The following is a 16,333-nucleotide window of genomic DNA, read 5'->3' on the forward strand; positions in this document are numbered from 1 at the left end:
GCACCGGGGACCGGCACACGAACGTGTGCCGGTCCCCGGTTTGCCGAGGCTCTGGTCATCGCACGAAGTCGGCGGCTCCGGCAGCCAGGTCGAGCAGCGGCGCCGGGGCGACACCCAGCACCAGGGTGGCCAGGACGCCGATCATCAACGCGGCGGAGGTGAGTCCACCGGGCACGGTGACGGTCGGGGTGGACTCGCCCGGCTCGGAGAGCCACATCATGACCACGACCCGCAGGTACGGGAAGGCCAGCACCATGCTGGTCAGCACACCGGCGATCACCAGCCAGGCGTGGCCACCGTCCAGCGCCGGCCCGAAGACCGCGAACTTGCTGGTGAAGCCGCTGGTGAGCGGGATGCCGGCGAAGGCCAGCAGGATGAACGTGAACAGGCTGGCGTAGAACGGCGAGCGCCGGCCCAGCCCGGCCCAGCGGGACAGGTGGGTGGCCTCCCCGTCGGCGTCCCGGACCAGGGTCACGACCGCGAACGCGGCCAGCACCGAGAAGCCGTACGCGACCAGGTAGAACATCGTGCCGGAGAGCCCGTCACTGCTCGGCGACAGCACACCGACCAGCAGGTAGCCGGCGTTGGCGATGGAGGAGTACGCGAGCAGCCGCTTGATGTCGGTCTGGGTGACCGCGAGCACCGCGCCGACCAGCATGGTCAGCACCGCCACCGCACCGAGCACCGGGGTGAAGTCCCAGGCGGCACCGGCGAACGCGACGTGGAAGACGCGCAGCAGCGCGCCGAACGCGGCAACCTTGGTGCAGGCGGCCATGAAGCCGGTGATCGGGGTCGGCGCGCCCTGGTAGACGTCCGGCGTCCACACGTGGAACGGGGCCGCCGCGGCCTTGAAGAGCAGGCCGATGGCGAGCAGCGCCATGCCAGCGAAGAGCAGCACCGGGCTTGCCGGCGACTCGGTCACCGCCGCGTTGATCGTGGCGAAGTCGACCCCGGCACCGCGACCGGGGATCCCGGAGGTGAAGCCGTAGATCAGGGCCACCCCGAACAGGAAGAACGCCGAGGCGTACGCGCCGAGCAGGAAGTACTTCATCGCCGCCTCCTGGCTCAGCAGTCGCCGGCGACGGGCCAGCGCGCAGAGCAGGTACAGCGGCAGCGAGAAGACTTCCAGTGCGATGAACATGGTCAGCAGGTCGTTCGCCGCCACGAAGATCAGCATGCCGCCGATCGCGAACGTGGTGAGCGGGTAGACCTCGGTGAGGCCGTTGCGCCCCTCGGCCTGCTGCCGGTCGTCGGCCGACTCGGCGGTCACCGCGGCCTGGGCGACGAACGCCCCGCCCCGCTCCACCGTCCGGTCACCGATCAGCAGCAGCGCCATCGCGGCCAGCACCAGGATCGCGCCCTGGAGGAAGAGCGTCGGTCCGTCCACCGCGATGGCCTGGCCGGCGGTGATGAGCCGGTCGTCGGCGTTGAGGACCACCATGGTCAGCGCGGCGAGGACGGCCAGCAGGGCCAGCGTCAGCTGCACCACGTGCCGCAAACGCCGGGGCACGAAGGCCTCGACCAGCACGCCGAACAACGCGACACCCAACATGATCATGATTGGGGCGAGCGCCGCATAGTCGAGCGACGGCAGTTTCAACTCGGTCACTTTGCCGCCTCCTGGACGGTGCCGCCCACCGACGGGGCGGGGTCGGTCCTGCCGATGTCGTCCATGGTCGCCTGGACGGCGGGGTTGATCACGTCAGTGACCGGCTTGGGGTAGAAGCCGAGCAGCACGATCAGCGCGATCAGGGGGGCGACCACGACCTTCTCGCGCAGGTTGAGGTCCCGGCGCATCCCCTCGACCTCGGTCAGCGCCGGGTTGAGCGTGCCCTGGGTGGTGCGCTGCACCATCCACAGCACGTACGCGGCGGCCAGGATGATGCCGACCGTCGCGATGACCGCGACCGGCTTGTTCACCGTGAACGTGCCGATCAGCACCAGGAACTCGGAGATGAACGGCGCGGTCCCGGGCAGCGCGAGCGAGGCGAGACCGGCGAAGAAGAGCACCCCGGCGAGCACCGGGACCAGCTTGCCCGCGCCACCGAAGTCGCTGATCAGCGCCGAGCCGCGCCGCGAGATCAGCATGCCCACCACCAGGAAGAGCAGGCCGGTGGCCAACCCGTGGTTGAGCATGTAGAGCACCGCGCCGGTGCCGGCCTGGGTGGTGAAGGCGAAGATGCCCACCCCGATGAAGCCGAAGTGCGCGATCGAGGTGTACGACACCAGCCGCTTGAGGTCGTTCTGGCCGACCGCCAGCAGCGCGGCGTAGACGATGCCGATCACGCCGAGCGCCAGCGCCCACGGCGCGAACCACTTCGACGCCTCGGGGAACAGCGGCAGGCAGTAGCGCAGGATGCCGAACGTACCGACCTTGTCCAGCACGCCGACCAGCAGCGCCGCGGCGCCCGCGGGGGCGGCGCCACCGGCGTCCGGCAGCCAGGTGTGGAACGGGAAGAACGGCGCCTTGATGGCGAACGCGAGGAAGAAGCCGAGGAACAGCCAGCGCTCGGTGCCGGTGCTGATGTCGATCTGCGACAGCGCCTGCCAGTCGAAGGTCTTCCCGCCGACGACCCACAGCCCGATCACCGCGGCCAGCATGAACAGGCCGCCGACGAGCGAGTAGAGGAAGAACTTCACCGCCGCGTACTGCCGCTGGTGGCCACCGTAGCTGCCGATCAGGAAGTACATCGGCACCAGCATGACCTCGAAGAACACGTAGAACAGGAAGACGTCGGCGGCGGCGAAGACGCCGATCATCGTGCACTCGAGGACCAGCAGCAGCGCGAAGTAGACGGGCACCGACCGCTTCGACGACTCCGCGTCGTGCCACGACGCCAGGATCACCAGCGGCACCAGCACCGCGATCAGCATCAGCATCACCAGCGCGATGCCGTCGGCGGCGAAGGTGAAGTTGACACCCCAGTTCGGGATCCACGAGTAGGACTCGCGGAACTGGAACCGGTCACCGCCTGCCTTGAAGCTGACCCACATCACCACGGAGAGCACCAGCACCAGCAGCGACCAGACGAACGCCACCTGCTTGGCCAGCTCCGGTCGGTGGCGCGGCAGGAAGGCCACCACCAGGGCGCCCACCAGTGGCGCCACGGTGAGCACCGAGAGGAACGGGAAGTTGGACATTATGCGGCCTTACCTCCGTCGTCACTGCGTGGTCCGCCGGCGGGGGCGGCCGGAAAGAGGTCGATCACGCCAACCACCCCGCCTGCACGGCCAGGAACGCCGCCATCACCAGCAGCGCACCGGCCAGGATCGAGGTGGCGTACGAGCGGACGAAGCCGGTCTGCAGCCGCCGGAGCCGACCCGAGCCACCGCCGACCCCGGCGGCGAGCCCGTTGACCAGCCCGTCGATGCCCCGGTTGTCGAGGAAGACCAGCGCCCGGGTGAGGAAGATGCCCGGCTTCTCGAAGACCGCCTCGTTCACCGCGTCGGTGTAGAGGTTGCGCCGCGCGGCGGTGACCAGCACCCCGGCCGGCTGCGGCGCGGTGGCCGTACCGGCCCGGAACAGGAACCAGGCCAGCCCGGCGCCGAGCACGGTGACCAGCAGCGAGAGCGCGGTGATCACGGTGTGCGAGAGGACCGCCTCGTGCCCCTCCTCGTGGCCGCCCAGCCCGGCGGTCGCCGTCAGCCAGTCCGGTACCGAGGTGGCGAGCAGGAAACCGGCACCCACCGAGCCGACCGCCAGCAGGATCAGCGGGATGGTCATCAACGCCGGCGACTCGTGCGGGTGCTCGATGTCCTCGGTCCACCGCTTCGGGCCGTGGAAGGTGAGCACGAAGAGCCGGGTCATGTAGAACGCGGTCAGCCCGGCGCCGAGCAGCGCTGCCCCACCGAAGAGCCAGGCCGTCCAGTCCGTCCGCTCGAAGGCGGCCACGATGATCGGCTCCTTGGAGAAGAAGCCGGAGAACGGGAACATGCCGATGATGGCCAGCCAGCCCATCATGAAGGTCAGCCAGGTGACCTTCATGTACTTCGACAGCCCACCGAAGCGGCGGATGTCCACCTGGTCCTTCATCCCGTGCATGACCGAGCCGGCGCCCAGGAACATGTTGGCCTTGAAGAAGCCGTGCGCCAGCAGGTGCACGATGGCCAGCGCGTACGCCCCGCCGCCCAGGCCGACGCCGAGGAACATGTAGCCGATCTGGCTCACCGTCGACCAGGCGAGCACCCGCTTGATGTCGTCCTTGGCCGCACCGATGATGCAGCCCATCAGCAGGGTGAGCGCGCCGACGCTGACGACCACGAGCTGAAGCGTCGAGTTGGCGGAGAAGATCGGGTTGGACCGGGCGATCAGGTAGACGCCCGCGGTGACCATGGTGGCGGCGTGGATGAGCGCCGACACCGGGGTGGGGCCCTCCATCGCGTCCGGCAGCCACGCCTGGAGCGGGAACTGGCCGGACTTACCGGCCGCACCGAGCAGCAGCAGCAGGCCGAGAACCAGCACGGTGGCGCCGGTCAGCGCGCCGACACCGTTGAACACCTCGTCGTACTGGGTGGTGCCCAGGGTGGCGAACATGATGAAGATCGCGATGGCCAGGCCGGCGTCGCCGACCCGGTTCATCAGGAACGCCTTCTTGCCGGCCGTGGCGGCGCTCGGCCGCTCGTACCAGAAGGAGATCAGCAGGTACGACGCCAGACCGACGCCCTCCCAGCCGACGTAGAGCATCACGTAGTTGTTGCCGAGCACCAGCAGCAGCATGGCCGCGACGAACAGGTTGAAGTACGCGAAGAACCGGCGGCGGCCCGCGTCGTGCGCCATGTACTCCACCGCGTACAGGTGGATCAGGAAACCCACCCCGGTGATCAGGAGCACGAAGACCGCGGCCAGCGGATCGAACAGCAGGCCGAAGTCGACCCGCAGGTCACCGACGGCGATGAAGTCCCAGAGGCTCAGCTCGACCGACTTGTTCTCCAGGCCGCGAAGCTGGAAGAAGAAGGACAGGCCGAGAACGAACGCGGCACCGATGGCGGCGACGCCCAACCAGTGCCCCCAGCGGTCGGCCCGCCGGCCTAGCAGCAGCAGGATGGCCGCGCTGACCAGCGGGATCGCCACCAGCAGCCAGACGCTGCTGAGCAAGCCCGTGGCACCGGCGTACTGCACAGTCTCTTCCACTTGCTTGCCCCTTAGTACTTGAGCAGGTTGGCGTCGTCGACGCTCGCGGAGCGTCGAGTCCGGAAGATCGACATGATGATCGCGAGCCCGACCACGACTTCGGCCGCCGCCACCACCATCACGAAGAACGCCATGATCTGACCGTTGAGGTCGCCGTTGATCCGGCTGAAGGTGACCAGGGTCAGGTTGGCCGCGTTGAGCATCAGCTCCACGCACATGAACAGCACAATCGCGTTGCGCCGGATGAGCACCCCGGCGGCACCGATGGTGAACAGCACCGCAGCCAGCACGAGATAGTGGTTGGGCGTCACTGGTCGGTCCCCTTCAGCGAGGTTTCCTGGGCGGTCAGCTCCCGCACCGGCAGGATGTCCGGCGTGCTCCGCTCGGTGAGCCGCCCGTCCGGCAGCCGCGCCGGGGTGGCCACCGAGGAGGACGTCGCGAAGACACCGGGGCCCGGCTTGGGGCCGGGGTAGTTGCCCGGCGCGAAGCGGGCCCGCATGGTCGACGGCTGGTCGACCTTGTCCTGCTTACGCCGCTCGACGTGCGCGAGCACCATGGCTCCGACCGCCGCGGTGATGAGCAGAGCCGAGGTCAGCTCGAACGCGAAGACGTACTTGGTGAAGAGCAGCCGGGCGATGCCCTGCACGTTGCCCTCCGCGTTGGCCTGCTCCAGGCCGACCGCGGTGGTCCCGTCCATCGCCCGGTAGAGCGCGCTGCCCACCAGGCCAGCGAAGCCCAGCCCGAGCACGATGGCGGCGACCCGCTGACCGCGCAGCGTCTCGATCAGCGAGTCGGAGGCGTCCCGGCCGACCAGCATCAGCACGAACAGGAAGAGCATCATGATCGCGCCGGTGTAGACGATGATCTGCACCATGCCGATGAACGGCCCGGCCTGGAGCACGTAGAACACGCCCAGGCAGAGCATGGTGAGCACCAGCCAGAGCGCCGAGTGCACGGCGTTGCGGGCGGCCACCATCCCGATCGCGCCGATCAGCGCGAGCGGCGCGAGGATCCAGAAGGTGACCTCCTCGCCGCCGGACACCCCGCCCGCCGCGGCCAGCACCGTAGACGTGGTCATGCTCCCTCTCCCTTACCGACCGCCGCGCGTTGGGCGGCCTGCTCGGCGCCCGGGAACGTCACGCCGGGGTGCTCCTCGACCTGGTAGCGGTCGGGGCTCATCGGGGACTTCTCGGCACCGGCAGAGGTGCCCGGGTTGTCCAGGGCGCCGATGTAGTAGTCCTTCTCGCTGTCGCCCAGTCGCATCGGGTGCGGCGGCTGCTCCATGCCCTCAAGCAGCGGCGCGAGCAGCTGCTCCTTGGTGAAGATCAGGTCCTGCCGGTTGTCCCGGGCCAGCTCGTACTCGTTGCTCATGGTGAGCGATCGGGTCGGGCAGGCCTCGATGCACAGTCCGCAGAAAATGCACCGGGCGTAGTTGATCTGGTAGACGCTGGCGTACCGCTCACCCGGCGAGAAGCGCTGCTCGTCGGTGTTGTCGCCGCCCTCGACGAAGATCGCGTCCGCCGGGCAGGCCCAGGCGCACAGCTCACAGCCGATGCACTTCTCCAGCCCGTCCGGGTGCCGGTTGAGGATGTGCCGCCCGTGGTAGCGCGGCGCCGACACCGGCGGCTTGAACGGGTAGTCGGTGGTGACGACCTTCCTGAACATGTGCGAGAAGGTGACCCCGAATCCCTTGAACGTTCCGGTGATCGCGCCCACGTCACACCTCCCTGGAGTCCGAGCCGGCGACGATGTTTGCCGGCTCCCGCTCGGCCACCACGCGCGTGATACGCGGGCTCGGTGGTACCTGTAGATCCATCGGTGGCAGCGGGAAGCTGCCGTACGGGCGGCTGTCCACCTGTTCCTGCATGGTCGGCTTCGGCTGCGGCCGGCGGTTGGGCCAGAACAGCGTGGCGATCAGCAGGAGGCCGGCCGGGATGCCGACCGCGATCAGCTTGCCCTGCGAGTCCCAGTCCTCGATGGAGCGCAGGCCCGACAGGACCAGGATCCAGACCAGGTTGATCGGCAGCAGCACCTTCCAGCCGAAGCGCATGAACTGGTCGTAGCGCAGCCGGGGCAGCGTGCCGCGCAGCCACACGAAGACGAAGACCAGCGCGATCACCTTGCCGAAGAACCAGAGCAGCGGCCACCAACCGGAGTTGGCGCCCTCCCAGAGCGTGATCGGCCACGGCGCCCGCCAACCACCCAGGAACAGCGTCGTGGTGACGGCGGACATGGTCACCATCGCGACGTACTCGCTGAGCATGAAGAGCGCGAACTTCAGCGAGCTGTACTCGGTCATGTAGCCGGCGACCAGCTCGGACTCGGCCTCGGGCAGGTCGAACGGCGCCCGGTTGGTCTCGCCCACCGTGGAGATGAAGAAGATGATGAAGCTGGGCAGCAGCAGGATCGCGTACCAGCCCGGCGCCGGGATCGAGTTGCCGAAGATGGTCAGCTCGGTGCCGTGCCCCTGGGCGGCGACGATCCCGCTGGTGCTCATCGTGCCGGCGGTCATGAACACCGCCACGATGGAGAGCCCCATGGCGACCTCGTAGGAGATCATCTGGGCGCTCGACCGCAGGCCGCCGAGGAGCGGGTACGTCGAGCCGGAGGCCCACCCGCCCAGCACGATGCCGTAGACGCCCATCGAGGAGCAGGCCAGCAGCAGCAGTACCGCCACCGGCACATCGGTGACCTGCAGCGGCGTCTGGTGGCCGAAGATGCTCACCATCGGGCCGAACGGCACCACCGACAGCGCGGTGACCGCGCAGATCACCGAGATGGTCGGGGCGAAGAAGAAGACGACCTTGTCGGCCGCCTTCGGCAGGATGTCCTCCTTGAAGGCCATCTTCAGGCCGTCGGCGAGCGTCTGGAGCAGACCGAACGGGCCGGCCTGGTTGGGGCCGGGCCGAACGGCCATGCGGCCGACGACCCGTCGCTCGAACCAGACGCCGAGCAGCGTGGCCAGCACGGCGACGACGAAGGCCATGACGACCTTGATCAGGACCAGCCACCACGGATCCTGGCCGAAGTCGGCCAGCGTCGGATCCTGGGCCAGGTAAGACGGGCTCACTGGTTACCCCCAGCGTTGAGGAGCGGACCGGGGAGACCGGCTTCGTCCGCCGCCACGCGCCCGGCCGGAACGGCCACGCTCGGTGCGGGAACGGAGATCCGGACGACCGCGCCGGACGTCGCCCCGAGGCTGCGTCGCACGGTCGAGCCCGGTGAGTTGGTCGGCAGCCAGACCACGCCGTCCGGCATCTCGGTGAGCTCCGCCGGCAGGGTCAGCGCCCCCCGGTCGGTGCCCACAGTGACCGGGTCGCCGTCGGTGACGCCGAGCGCCTCGGCGGTGCCCTTGCCCAGCCGGACCACCGGCGGGCGCGCGGTGCCGGCGAGGTCCTCGTCGCCGTCGATCAGGGTGCCCAGGTCGACCAGTTGGTGCCAGGTGGCCAACACGGCCTCCCCGGTGCCCGGGTGCGGCACGGTGCCCGGCGCCACCGACGGCGCGGCCGGCCGCTGGGTGCGCGTCGCCGGCAGCGAGCCCAGCTCACGTCGCACGCTCGGCACGTCGGCGGTGCCCAGTCGCACGTCGAGCAGCGCGGCCAGAGCGTCGAGCACCCGGCCGTCGGTCATCGCGGCGGTCTGCAGCACCGCCTCGAACGGACGCAGCCGGCCCTCCCAGTCCAGGAAGCTGCCGGCCTTCTCGACCACCGGGGCGACCGGCAGCACCACGTCCGCCCGCCGGGTCACCGCGCTGCCGCGCAGCTCCAGGCTGACCAGGAACGGCACCGCGTCCAGGGCGGCCTCGGCCAGCCGCGGGTCGGCCAGGTCGGTCGGGTCCACACCGCCCACCACCAGCGCGCCGAGCTGCCCGTTGGCGGCGGCCGACAGGATCTGATCGGTGTCCCGACCGGCCTGGCTCGGGATCACCCCGGCCGGGATGTCCCACGCCTCGCCCAACTCGGCCCGGGCCGCCGGCTCGGTGACCAGCCGGCCACCGGGGAGCAGGTTGGGCAGGCAGCCCGCGTCGACCGCGCCGCGGTCACCCGCGCGCCGCGGCACCCAGGCCAGCTTCGCGCCGGTACGCCGGGCCACGTTGGCCGCCGCGGAGAGCCCGCCCGGCACACTGGCCAGCCGCTCGCCGACGATCAGGATCGCGCCCGGCGCGCTCAGCGCCTCGGCGACCGTGGCGTGCTCGGCGAGCACGCTGGCCTCCTCGCCCGGCACCACCCGGGCCAGCTTGGCACCGAGCTTCTCCAGGCCACGGGTGGCGAACGGCGCGAGCGCGTACACCGTCAGCGTCTTCTTCAGGTACGCCTTGCGCAGCCGCAGGAAGAGGATCGGGCACTCCTCCTCCGGCTCCAGGCCGACCAGCACCACCGCCGGCGCGTTCTCCACGTCGGTGTAGGTGACGTCGGTGACCCCGGCGACCGAGCTGGCCAGGAAGTCGGCCTCCTCGCGGGAGACCGGCCGGGCCCGGAAGTCGATGTCGTTGGTGTTCAGCGCGACCCGGGCGAACTTCGCGTACGCGTAGGCGTCCTCGACGGTCAGCCGACCGCCGGTGAGCACCGCAGTGCCCTGTCCGCCTTCCCGGGCCGCGTGCAGCCCCTCGGCGGCCACGGTGAGCGCCTCACTCCAGGACGCCTCCCGCAGCTCACCGGTGCGCTTGTCGCGGACCAGCGGGGTGGTCAGCCGGTCGGTGGCGCGGGCGTACTGGAAGCCCCACCGGCCCTTGTCGCAGTTCCACTCCTCGTTCACCGCCGGCTCGTCGCCGGCCAGCCGGCGCAGCACCTTGCCGCGCCGCCAGTCGGTGCGCTGCTCGCAGCCGGCCGAGCAGTGCTCGCAGACGCTCGGGCTGGAGACCAGGTCGAACGGGCGGGCCCGGAACCGGTACTGGGAACCGGTGAGCGCGCCCACCGGGCAGATCTGCACGGTGTTACCGGAGAAGTAGGAGTTGAACGGCACGTCACCCGCGTCGCCCTGCTCGCCGTACGCGTCGTCCCGGTAGATGTTGATTTCCTCGGCGGACGACCGGCCCATCAGGTCGATGAACTTGTCGCCGGCGATCTCCTCGGAGAACCGGGTGCAGCGCTGGCAGAGCACGCACCGCTCGCGGTCCAGCAGCACCTGGCTGCTGATCGCCATCGGCTTCTCGTACTCCCGCTTGTGCTCGTGGAAGCGGGAGTCGGTGCGGCCGGTGGACATCGCCTGGTTCTGCAGGGGGCACTCGCCACCCTTGTCACACATCGGGCAGTCCAGCGGGTGGTTGAGCAGCAGCAGCTCCATCACCCCCTCCTGCGCCTTCTTGGCCACCGGGGAGGTGATCTGGGTACGGACCACCATGCCGTCGGCGACGGCCTGGGTGCAGGAGGCGACCGGCTTGCGCTGCCCCTCCACCTCGACCAGGCACTGCCGGCACGCGCCGGCCGGTGCCAGCAGCGGGTGGTCGCAGAACCGGGGGATCTCGGTGCCCATCTGCTCGGCGACCCGGATCAGCAGCGTCCCCTTGGGGGCGGTGACCTCGACGCCGTCGATGGTGAGGGTGACCGTGTCGGTCTGCTTGGCTACGTCCGTCATCAGTGAGCTCCAACCAGCTGCTTGTCGGAGAGCTTCGGCGCGGTCCGTCCCTCGATGTAGTCGAGGTAGTCCTGCTTGAAGTACTTCAGCGACGAGGTCACCGAGCTGGTCGCGCCGTCGCCGAGACCGCAGAACGAGCGGCCGAGGATGTTGTCGCAGGTGTCCAGGAGGGTGTCCAGGTCCTCGTGGGTGCCCTGACCGGCGAGGATCCGCCGGTAGACCCGGACCATCCAGTAATTGCCCTCACGGCACGGAGTGCACTTGCCGCACGACTCGTGGTGGTAGAACTCCAGCCACCGGTACGTCGCGTAGACCGGGCAGTCCTGGTCGGAGAAGATCTGGGTGGCCGTGGTGCCGAGGATCGAGCCGGCCGCCGCCACCCCCTCGAAGTCCAGTGGCACGTCCAGGTGCTCGGCGGCGAGCAGCGGGGTGGACGAGCCGCCCGGGGTCCAGAACCTCAGGTTGTGGCCAGGCTGCATCCCACCGGCCAGTTCCAGCAGCTCGCGCAGCGTGACGCCCATCGAGCACTCGTACTGGCCGGGGTTGGCGACCCGCCCGGAGAGCGAGTAGATCATCGGCCCGGAGGACTTCTCGGTGCCCATGGTCTTCCACCAGTCGGCTCCACCGAGCACGATCGGAGGCACGCTGGCGATGGTGCCGACGTTGTTCACCACCGTCGGGCTGGCGTACAGGCCGTGGGTGGCCGGGAACGGCGGCCGCAGCCGCGGCTGGCCCCGGAACCCCTCCAGCGAGTCCAGCAGCGCCGTCTCCTCGCCGCAGATGTACGCCCCGGCGCCGGAGTGCACCACCAGCTCGAGGTCGTAGCCGCTGCGCAGGATGTTCCGACCGAGGTAGCCCTTGTCGTACGCCTCCTGGACCGCGTTGCGCAGCCGGCGCGCGGCGTGCACCGCCTCGCCCCGGATGTAGATGTAGGCGCGGCTGGCCCGGATCGCGTACGACGCGATGATGACGCCCTCGACCAGCGCGTGCGGGTCGTGCGTCATCAGCGGCAGGTCCTTGCAGGTGCCCGGCTCGCCCTCGTCGGCGTTGACCACGAGGTAGTGCGGCTTGCCGTCGCCCTGCGGGATGAAGCCCCACTTGAGACCGGTGGGGAAGCCGGCGCCGCCCCGGCCGCGCAGCCCGGAGTCCTTGATCAGCTGGATCAGGTCGTCCGGGTGGGCCTTGAGCGCCTTGCGCAGGGCGGCGTAGCCGTCCAACTGCTCGTAGGTGCCGATCCGCCAGGCGTCCGGGGACAGCCAGCGCTTGGTCAGCACCGGCGTCAGCTTGGCCAGCGTCTCCGGGCGGGGAGTGGTCACTTCTGTGCCCCCGTTTCGCTCGCGGCGGAGTTCGCGCCACCGGCGCTCGCCGACGCTTCGTTGAGGTTTCGCTCCTGCGCGCCGGTGGAGTCACCGGCGGGCTTGCCGTCGCCGGCCGGCTCGTTGGCCGCCACGCCGGCGGCCTGCGCCTCCTGCGCGTCACGCGGGCCCGGCGGCGAGGTCTCCGCCGGAACCTTGGTGCCGGGCGCGTCCGGCACGGCGGTCGCCGCGTCCGGCTGCCGGGTCTCAGCGGTACGCACCTGCGGCGACTTGTCGTCCGGCGCCTTCACGTCCGGCGCGGTGCTGCCGGTCACAGCAGCGGCGGGAACCGGCTGGACGGTGCCGGGCGTACCCGTCGGAGCGGACGCGCCGTCGCCACCCTTCACCGGGGTGACCGGCTTGGCGGGCGCCTCGGCCGGCTTCGCGCTGGCCTCGGCGGCCTTCGCCTTCGCCGCCGCCTTGTCCGCCTCCGCCTTGCTGCGGATCGGGGTGTTCGGGTCGAAGCCCGGCACCGAGACGCCGTGCTGCTGCGCCAGCCGCAGCCCGCGCAGGGTGGGCTCGCCCGGCCCGCCGTCGGCGACCGCGCCGTCCCGCTCGTCGGCGAAACCGGCGAGCTGCACCGCCATCTCCTTGAGCGTGCAGAGCCGAGCGCCCCGGGTCGGCATCGGCCGCCCGCCGGCGCGCAGCTCGTCGACCACGCCGACCGCAGTGGACGAGTCCACGCCGTCGAAGAAGTCGTAGTTGACGGTCATCACCGGGCCGTAGTCGCAGGCCGCCAGGCACTCGGCGTGCTCCAGGGTGATCTTCCCGTCGGCGGTGGTCTCGTCGTGCCCGACGCCGAGGTGCTCGGCGAGGGTGTCGTAGACCTCCTGACCGCCGAGCACGTTGCACATGGTGTTGGTGCAGACGCTGACCAGGAAGTCGCCGGTCGGCTTGCGCTTGTACATGGTGTAGAAGGTGGCCACCGCGCCGACCTGCGCCTTGTTCAGGCCGAGCACCTCGGCGCAGAACGCGACGCCGGACGGGGAGACGTACCCCTCCTCCGCCTGGACCAGGTGCAGCAGCGGCAGCAGCGCCGAACGGGACCGGTCCGCCGGGTAGCGCGCGATGATCTCGCGCGCCCGCTCCCGGGTCGTCTCAGTGAAAGTCATCGGTCACACCCACCCATCACGGGGTCCAACGAGGCGCCGCCGGCGATCACGTCGGCGATCAGGCCGCCCTCGGCCATCGCCGGGAGGGCCTGGAGGTTGACGAAGCTCGGCTCCCGGTAGTGCACCCGGTACGGCCGGGTGCCACCGTCGGAGACCGCGTGCACGCCCAACTCGCCGCGGGGCGACTCGATGCCGACGTACACCTGGCCGGGCGGGACCCGGAAGCCCTCGGTGACCAGCTTGAAGTGGTGGATCAGCGACTCCATCGACTGACCCATGATCTTCGCGACGTGCTCCAGCGAGTTGCCCAGGCCGTCGACGCCGATGGCCAGCTGCGCCGGCCAGGCGATCTTGCGGTCGGCCACCATCACCGGGCCCGGCTTGAGCCGGTCGAGGGCCTGCTCGACCAGCTTCATCGACTCCCGGATCTCGGCGAGCCGGACCAGGTAGCGGCCCCACACGTCACCGTCGGAGTGGGTCGGCACGTCGAACTCGTACGTCTCGTAGCCGCAGTACGGCATGGTCTTGCGCAGATCCCAGGCGAGGCCGGCGGAGCGCAGCACCGGGCCGGTGACGCCGAGCGCGAGGCAGCCGGTCACGTCCAGCACTGCCACGTTCTTCGTGCGCTGGGTCCAGATCGGCTGGCCGGAGAGCAGGTCCTCGTACTCCTTGAGCCGCTTCGGCAACAGCTTGAGGAACTGTTGGATCTTGTGGATCGCCTCGTCCGGCACGTCCTGCGCCACGCCGCCCGGCCGGACGTACGCGTGGTTCATCCGCAGGCCGGTGATGGTCTCGAAGATGTCGAGGATGTACTCCCGCTCGCGGAAGCCGTACAACATCATGTTGATCGCGCCGAGTTCCATGGCCGTGGTGGCCACCCAGACCAGGTGCGACGAGATCCGGTTCAGCTCCATCATCAGGACCCGGATCGTGGTGGCCCGCTCGGTGATGTCGTCGGTGATGCCGAGCAGCTTCTCCACCGCGAGGCTGTAGGCCGTCTCGTTGAACAGCGGGGCCAGGTAGTCCATCCGGGTCACGAACGTCGTGCCCTGCACCCAGTTGCGGTACTCGAGGTTCTTCTCGATGCCGGTGTGCAGGTACCCGATGACCGACCGCGCCTCGCGGACCGTCTCGCCCTCCAGCTCCAGGACCAGCCGCAGCACACCGTGCGTGGACGGGTGCTGCGGACCCATGTTGACCACGATGCGCTCGTCGTTGATCGGGTCGGTGCCCGAGACGATCGTGTCCCAGTCCCCACCGGTGACGGTGAAGACCCGACCCTCGGTGGTCTCGCGTTCGGTCGCGTAGTTCGACGTGGTCACTGGTAGGACCTCCTCCGGTCCGGTGGCGGGATCTCGGCGCCCTTGTACTCGACCGCCACGCCACCGAGCGGGTAGTCCTTGCGCTGCGGGTGGCCCTCCCAGTCGTCCGGCATGAGGATCCGGGTCAGGTTGGGGTGGCCGTCGAAGACGATGCCGAACATGTCGTACGCCTCCCGCTCCTGCCAGTCAGCGGTCGGGTAGACGGCGGTCACGCTGGGCAGGTGCGGGCTCTCGACGGAGACCGCGGCCTCCAGCCGGACCCGACGCCGGTAGGTCATCGAGGTGAGCAGGTAGACCACGTGCAGCCGGCGCTCGTCGGCACCGAGATAGTCCACGCCGGACACCGACGAGCACAGCTCGAAGCGCAGCGCCAGGTCGTCCCGCATCACCTGGCAGACCTCGGCGATGCGCTCCGGGCGGACGTGCAGGGTCAGCTCGCCCCGGTCGACCACGACCTTCTCGATCGCGTCGCCGAAGGCCGGGTACGCCTCCTCCAGCGCGTCGCGGACCTCGTCGAAGTAGCCGCCGTACGGGCGGGTGGCCTCCTCGATCGGCTGGCGCTGGCGGACCAGGCCGCCGTAGCCGGACACGTCGCCGGTGCCCTGGTTGCCGAACATCCCCCGGCCGGCCGGGCTGGCCGGCGGGTACTCGGCCGGGGCGGTGCTGCTGGCGCCGGCCGGCGTGACCGGCACCGGCACCCCGCCGTCGTTGTTCTTCTCGTTCAGTGCGGTCACTTCGGGCCCCTGTGCGCGTGGAGATGGTTCTGGGCGTTCATCCAGTTCTCGATCCGCAGCTGCTCCTCGCGCCCCTCGCGGACCGCCTGGGTCCACTCGGCACGCCGGGCCTTGTCGCTGCGGTACGAGGACGGCATCGAGCCGTAGGGCACGACGGGGACGTCACCACGCTCCTGACGGGCCTCGAGCATCTTGCGGCCGTTCGGGCCCAGCGGCTCATACATGATCTTCTCGCGGAGCTTGAGGATCGCGTCGATGAGCATCTCCGGCCGGGGCGGGCAGCCGGGCAGGTACATGTCGACCGGCACCACGTGGTCGACGCCCTGCACGATCGCGTAGTTGTTGAACATGCCGCCGCTGCTGGCGCAGACGCCCATCGAGAGCACCCAGCGGGGCTCGGCCATCTGGTCGTAGATCTGGCGCAACACCGGGGCCATCTTCTGACTCACGCGGCCAGCCACGATCATCAGGTCGGCCTGCCGGGGCGAGGCCCGGAAGACCTCCATGCCCCAACGGCCCATGTCGTAGTGCGGACCACCGGCGGCCATCATCTCGATGGCGCAGCAGGCCAGGCCGAAGGTGGCGCCCCAGAAGGACGTCTTCCGCGACCAGTTGACCAGCTTCTCCACCGAGGTGAGCAGGACGCCTGCGGGGAGCTTCTCCTCGATGCCCATCTGACGTTCCTTCCTCAGTCCCAGTCCAGGCCGCCGCGCCGCCACACGTAGGCGTACGCGACGAAGACCGCGACGATGAACAGGACCATCTCCACGAAGCCGAAGATCGGCAGAGCGTCGAACGAGACCGCCCAGGGGTAGAGGAAGATGATCTCGATGTCGAAGACGATGAAGAGCATCGCCGTCAGGTAGAACTTGATCGGGAACCGCCCACCGCCGACCGGCTGGGGGCTGGGCTCGATGCCGCACTCGTAAGCCTCGAGTTTGGCTCTGTTGTATCGATGGGGACCTGCGAAGCGGGCGGCGCCAACGGAGAACAGCGAGAACGCCGCGGCGAGGGCGAACAGCCCGATGATCGGTGCGTAAGGCGAGAGCGACATCGTATTCTCCTGCTCGTCCTTCCCTGCCCTCGGTGCTTGAGGAAAATCACA

The 16,333-nt window shown here is 69.8% G+C and carries 14 protein-coding genes; all 14 read right to left on the reverse strand.

From position 1 onward, the window contains the following. Positions 1-55: 55 nt before the first annotated feature. Positions 56-1,609: an NADH-quinone oxidoreductase subunit NuoN gene (gene nuoN, locus OG990_RS27555; RefSeq protein WP_355600631.1), complete on the reverse strand. Its 1,554-nt coding sequence runs from the start codon at positions 1,607-1,609 to the stop codon at positions 56-58. After that, positions 1,606-3,141: an NADH-quinone oxidoreductase subunit M gene (locus OG990_RS27560; RefSeq protein ID WP_355600633.1), complete on the reverse strand. Its 1,536-nt coding sequence runs from the start codon at positions 3,139-3,141 to the stop codon at positions 1,606-1,608. The genes nuoN and OG990_RS27560 overlap by 4 nt, the downstream gene beginning before the upstream one ends. Before the next feature lie 64 nt (positions 3,142-3,205). After that, positions 3,206-5,131, reverse strand: a complete 1,926-nt coding sequence (gene nuoL / locus OG990_RS27565; protein WP_386985717.1) for an NADH-quinone oxidoreductase subunit L — start codon at positions 5,129-5,131, stop codon at positions 3,206-3,208. 11 nt (positions 5,132-5,142) lie between these two features. After that, positions 5,143-5,442: an NADH-quinone oxidoreductase subunit NuoK gene (gene nuoK / locus OG990_RS27570; protein WP_328422636.1), complete on the reverse strand. Its 300-nt coding sequence runs from the start codon at positions 5,440-5,442 to the stop codon at positions 5,143-5,145. Next, on the reverse strand, positions 5,439-6,209 hold the full coding sequence (locus OG990_RS27575; RefSeq protein ID WP_328422634.1) for an NADH-quinone oxidoreductase subunit J: 771 nt from the start codon (positions 6,207-6,209) through the stop codon (positions 5,439-5,441). Before OG990_RS27575 ends, nuoK begins: the two co-directional genes overlap by 4 nt. Continuing rightward, positions 6,206-6,847: an NADH-quinone oxidoreductase subunit NuoI gene (nuoI, locus tag OG990_RS27580; RefSeq protein ID WP_386985719.1), complete on the reverse strand. Its 642-nt coding sequence runs from the start codon at positions 6,845-6,847 to the stop codon at positions 6,206-6,208. Before nuoI ends, OG990_RS27575 begins: the two co-directional genes overlap by 4 nt. Before the next feature lies 1 nt (position 6,848). After that, positions 6,849-8,201, reverse strand: a complete 1,353-nt coding sequence (gene nuoH / locus OG990_RS27585) for an NADH-quinone oxidoreductase subunit NuoH (RefSeq protein WP_355600638.1) — start codon at positions 8,199-8,201, stop codon at positions 6,849-6,851. Further along, complete coding sequence (locus OG990_RS27590) at positions 8,198-10,705, reverse strand: NADH-quinone oxidoreductase subunit G (RefSeq protein ID WP_406077627.1); 2,508 nt, start codon at positions 10,703-10,705, stop codon at positions 8,198-8,200. Before OG990_RS27590 ends, nuoH begins: the two co-directional genes overlap by 4 nt. Continuing rightward, the gene (gene nuoF / locus OG990_RS27595) at positions 10,705-12,021 is read right to left on the reverse strand and encodes an NADH-quinone oxidoreductase subunit NuoF (protein ID WP_151489191.1); all 1,317 of its coding nucleotides are present in this window, start codon (positions 12,019-12,021) and stop codon (positions 10,705-10,707) included. The genes OG990_RS27590 and nuoF overlap by 1 nt, the downstream gene beginning before the upstream one ends. Beyond that, positions 12,018-13,172, reverse strand: a complete 1,155-nt coding sequence (gene nuoE, locus OG990_RS27600) for an NADH-quinone oxidoreductase subunit NuoE (RefSeq protein ID WP_406077628.1) — start codon at positions 13,170-13,172, stop codon at positions 12,018-12,020. Before nuoE ends, nuoF begins: the two co-directional genes overlap by 4 nt. Continuing rightward, positions 13,169-14,494, reverse strand: a complete 1,326-nt coding sequence (locus OG990_RS27605) for an NADH-quinone oxidoreductase subunit D (RefSeq protein ID WP_328422622.1) — start codon at positions 14,492-14,494, stop codon at positions 13,169-13,171. The genes nuoE and OG990_RS27605 overlap by 4 nt, the downstream gene beginning before the upstream one ends. Next, positions 14,491-15,228 carry an NADH-quinone oxidoreductase subunit C gene (locus OG990_RS27610; RefSeq protein WP_406077629.1) on the reverse strand — a complete coding sequence of 246 codons (738 nt, stop codon included), beginning with the start codon at positions 15,226-15,228 and terminating at the stop codon, positions 14,491-14,493. The genes OG990_RS27605 and OG990_RS27610 overlap by 4 nt, the downstream gene beginning before the upstream one ends. After that, a complete protein-coding gene (locus OG990_RS27615) occupies positions 15,225-15,902 on the reverse strand; it encodes an NADH-quinone oxidoreductase subunit B family protein (RefSeq protein ID WP_328422618.1) in 678 nt (225 codons plus the stop codon). The genes OG990_RS27610 and OG990_RS27615 overlap by 4 nt, the downstream gene beginning before the upstream one ends. A 14-nt stretch (positions 15,903-15,916) precedes the next feature. Further along, positions 15,917-16,282, reverse strand: a complete 366-nt coding sequence (locus tag OG990_RS27620; RefSeq protein WP_328422617.1) for an NADH-quinone oxidoreductase subunit A — start codon at positions 16,280-16,282, stop codon at positions 15,917-15,919. Positions 16,283-16,333: the final 51 nt, after the last annotated feature.

The organism is Micromonospora sp. NBC_00858 (genome assembly GCF_045207365.1).
GTDB lineage: Bacteria > Actinomycetota > Actinomycetes > Mycobacteriales > Micromonosporaceae > Micromonospora.

Coding starts and splice junctions, on each gene's coding strand:
- OG990_RS27560 (WP_355600633.1), bottom strand. CDS start 3,141: ATGTCCAACTTCCCGTTCCTCTCGGTGCTCACCGTGGCGCCACTGGTG.
- OG990_RS27575 (WP_328422634.1), bottom strand. CDS start 6,209: ATGACCACGTCTACGGTGCTGGCCGCGGCGGGCGGGGTGTCCGGCGGC.
- OG990_RS27590 (WP_406077627.1), bottom strand. CDS start 10,705: ATGACGGACGTAGCCAAGCAGACCGACACGGTCACCCTCACCATCGAC.
- nuoE (WP_406077628.1), bottom strand. CDS start 13,172: ATGACTTTCACTGAGACGACCCGGGAGCGGGCGCGCGAGATCATCGCG.
- OG990_RS27615 (WP_328422618.1), bottom strand. CDS start 15,902: ATGGGCATCGAGGAGAAGCTCCCCGCAGGCGTCCTGCTCACCTCGGTG.
- OG990_RS27620 (WP_328422617.1), bottom strand. CDS start 16,282: ATGTCGCTCTCGCCTTACGCACCGATCATCGGGCTGTTCGCCCTCGCC.